A 3,670-nucleotide genomic window follows, 5' to 3' on the forward strand; every position below is an offset into this window, starting at 1 on the left:
ACTCTGAAGACCTTCACCGAACTGCGTTACAACTGGAACGGCGGCGGCGACGGCGAAGAAGACGCATACGGCTCCAGCGAAAACAGCTCGCTGCGTTATGCTTACATCCAGCTCGGCGGCCTGCGCGTTGGTCTCGATGAATCGGCCTTCGTAACCTTCCCTGGTTACCTCGGCGACGTCATCAACGACGACGTGATCCTCGCTGGCGGCTACCGCACCAACCTCATCAGCTACACCTTCACCGGCGGCAACGGCTTCTCGGCCATCCTGTCGTTCGAAGAAGGCGGCAACGGCGACTCCGACGTTGACGTAACGCTGAGCGACTACACGCCGCACATCGTTGGCGGTCTGAAGTATGCTGGTGGCTGGGGTTCGATTGCCGGTGTTGTTGCTTATGACGCCCGTAACGAAGAGTGGGCCGGTAAGGTTCGCGGCGACGTCAACATCACGGACCGTTTCTCGGTCTGGGTACAGGGTGGCTACAAGTCCAACGACGACGAATACTTCGTTGATGGCAGCAACGGCTACACCTACCGCGGCATCACCAGCTTCTACGGCACGTGGGGCGGCGACTGGGCTGTCTGGGGTGGCGCCAAGTTCCAGGCAACCGAAAAGGCTGCCTTCAACCTGCAGCTCGCTTACGACGACACCAAGACCTTCGCAGCAACCGCAAACGTTGCTTACGAACTGGTTCCTGGCTTCACGATCACCCCGGAAGTTTCCTACACCAAGTGGGACGACGAAAACATCAGCCTCGACGGCGAAGATGCTTTCCAGGGCATGATCCGCTTCCAGCGTTCGTTCTAATCCCTCCGGGATTGTTCAAAAAGAACCCGGCAGCATCGCTGCCGGGTTTTTTGTTTGCTAACTTCTCATTTCAACACCTTATCTGCTCACTGTTGATGGGCTACAGCGGACAGACGTGATGTGACCTCCAGTCCTTTGATCTGGAACGCAAAGATAGCTGGTGGTGCTAGCCCAACTTTGCCAGGCTGTAGCCTGATAAACGCGAAGCCAGAGGCACACTGAGATGAGTTGGCCCATGGCCAGGTAGCTTTCGGCCAATTTGTCGTGGCAGGTCGCGACGCGGCGGAAGTGCTTCAGCTTGGAAAAGAACCACCCGATCAGGTCCAGCTCGCGAAAGAGCCATGTGCTGAAGTACGGTTTCGGCCGCCGGTTGGCCCTGAACGGGATACTGGCGAGCGCTCCGTTCTCGCGGAGAGACTTCCGGATTCGATCGTCGTCATATGCCTTGTCCGCCAGCACGATTGCTCCGGCATCGACATGGCAAAGCAGACCGTCATGACCTTGCCGGGCGGTCAGGCTCAGGTGGACCAGGGGGCCTTGCCCGTAGACAACCACGTGGATTTTGGTCGTGGGTCCGCCTCGGGAACGACCAGGATAATGATCCTGATTCCCCTTTTTGCCGTCGCGGCCTGTTGACGGGGACGAACGGAAGTGCCGTCGATCATCCGGATGTCACCATAATGCGCGGCTGTGATGGCATCCATCATCCGGTCCCTGACTCCGGTATTCCACCATCTCACGACGCGGTTGTAGCAGATGGCGCGCGAACCGTAGCGCTCGGGAAGATCGCGCCACGACGCGCCAGATCGCAGCACCCGGAGCATCCCGTTCGGTACAAGCCGATCATCGACGCGAGGGACGCCTCACGGTTTGTTTTGCAGTAGCGGTTCGATCACACGCCACATGAAGTCAGTCAGGTCGCATCGGCTCATCCCGACGCTGAATCACATTCTCGTGCAATCGGGAAGCTTTTGGCTGGCAATGAACTACTTGCCAATTTTGAGGTGCCATGGGAAATCAGAGCATGATCAGGTTCGCGCCAGTATCCATAATGAAAACGCGAGTTCCGTTTATCGGATTGCTCATCTTTCTCTCATCACCAGCTTTCGCAGAGGTAGCAGACAAGGAACCCACCATCCTTCAATTATGGATGGTTCCGGGGATTATCACGGCCATTGCTGCATAGCGGCAATCTAGGTGAGATTCGTATTGCCTCATCGAAAAATGCTCCCGAACGGATAGCATATTGCCTCACCAGAATGCTCCCTAAGCCCTGCTGAGCGCTGGTAGTTGTTCATCTTCGCCAGACTCGTTTCCGAATATCATTCTATGCGCGCGATCGCGACGCCAGGCTTTCACCCGTCGTTGCACCGTACGGATTAGTGCATCAGGATACTCGCCGGGATAAATGCTTTGAAGTCGCTCCAGTAGCTCCCGGCCGGTTCTCCATGGCTCAGCTTCAAACCAACTGTAAAGATCATTCGTGACGTTAACCAGCGGGTCAGGCCGCCGTCGCTCGCGTTTCAGTTTTGGCTTTGCTTTCGCGGTCGGACGAACTTCGCCCTCCGTCCACGCGATACGCAGGCTTCGCAAAAAGCTCTCGATATCGGGAGCCTCGCTTGAGGGTGCTCCCTGATGCGCAATGTCGGCAAGCCGCTGTTGTCCTGCACGAATGTTTCGGAGGAGCATCACAGGGTCGAGTTGCTCACTCATGCGCACCAAGGGGTCGCGTACCTCGACCGCCGTCCTTGCATCCGACAATAGCCGTTGATGTGGCGTCGCGGGAGAAGAGTAGAGCTTCTTGACCATCGCTCCATTTCGCTGCTTCTCGAGCAATTTAAACGACGGTTGAAAGAAGTTCACGAACAAGCGTACCGAACGATAAAGCTCCGCAAGTGTTGCTGCAGCTTCAACACCCTCATACCGATGATAGCCAACAATTCGGCGGACGACCGATCCGTTTTTCTGCTCCACATAAGCCTGATCATTTTTGCGATATGGCCGACAGCGAGTGAATTCGATATCTGAATGAACGCAATAGTCCCTGAGGGTCTCGTTGATGAATACGCTATCGTTATCCGTATCAAAGCCAAGCAGCGGGAACGGCATCATGCGGCGAAGCTCGGTCAAAACTTCCGTCAAGAGCTTCTGTTCGCGAACAATCAGAGGCGCGCACTCGGTCCAACCGGTCGCAATATCCGTAAGGACAAGAGTATGAATAAAGCTGCCGCGTGCGTTGGGACCGGAGTGCGACACAAGATCGGCCTCGATGAAGCCAGGTGCGGGATCACCCCAGTCGGAGAATTTTCGAATTGGGATACTCCGCTTCAATGCCGATGAAGCAACGGAACGTCGGCGTCGACGGCCGCCTGCTGTTTCTCGCACGCTTTTCAATGCACGGTCGATGGTAGCCGCACTCATCTGTAGCAGAAGTGTGCGGACCTGATCGTCTAACTTCAAATGGCCATGTTGTTCCATCGCCGAGATCAGAATTGGCAGCAAGGGCTTCAATCGTTTGCCGCAGATGCGGTCAGAGGCTTCCCACAGAACAATAAGAGACTGTCGGGTCGCCTCGTTATAAATCTGCGCCCGCGTTCGCGATTGCGGTTGCTTATCTGCCCCCCGCAATAAACGCATCGCGTGTTTTCGATGCATCCCACTGATCGATACGAACTGATCGAGGATCTGCGATTTTTCCTCCCGCTTTCCGGCCGCATAGCGCTTTGCCAGAGCAGCAACCAATTCCTTCTTCGTCGTCACGCTGATCAGCCTCATCTGATTTGCTCCGCACCCACAAATGCTGGGAGCAAATCAGATGAGGCAACGGCCAACAATCAGGGAACATTTCTAGTGAGGCAATGCG

At 55.9% G+C, this 3,670-nt stretch carries 2 protein-coding genes and 1 pseudogene; 1 reads left to right on the top strand and 2 read right to left on the bottom strand.

Translation table 11 applies throughout. The features are described 5' to 3' along the window. The coding region (locus tag AAE521_RS26690) for a porin (RefSeq protein WP_342062984.1) at nucleotides 1-807 on the top strand (807 nt) is incomplete at its 5' end. Nucleotides 808-990: 183 nt separating this feature from the next. Here the strand turns inward: AAE521_RS26690 and AAE521_RS26695 are convergent. Both AAE521_RS26695 and AAE521_RS26700 read right to left on the bottom strand, forming a co-directional pair. Further along, nucleotides 991-1,739: pseudogene (locus tag AAE521_RS26695) on the bottom strand (IS5 family transposase); the annotation flags it as partial. A 334-nt stretch (nucleotides 1,740-2,073) separates the two neighbouring features. Then, the gene (locus tag AAE521_RS26700) at nucleotides 2,074-3,582 is read right to left on the bottom strand and encodes an integrase catalytic domain-containing protein (RefSeq protein ID WP_342062163.1); all 1,509 of its coding nucleotides are present in this window, start codon (nucleotides 3,580-3,582) and stop codon (nucleotides 2,074-2,076) included. Between the last annotated feature and the right edge of the window lie 88 nt (nucleotides 3,583-3,670).

The organism is Brucella cytisi, from assembly GCF_038433355.1.
GTDB classification, from domain to species: domain Bacteria; phylum Pseudomonadota; class Alphaproteobacteria; order Rhizobiales; family Rhizobiaceae; genus Brucella; species Brucella cytisi.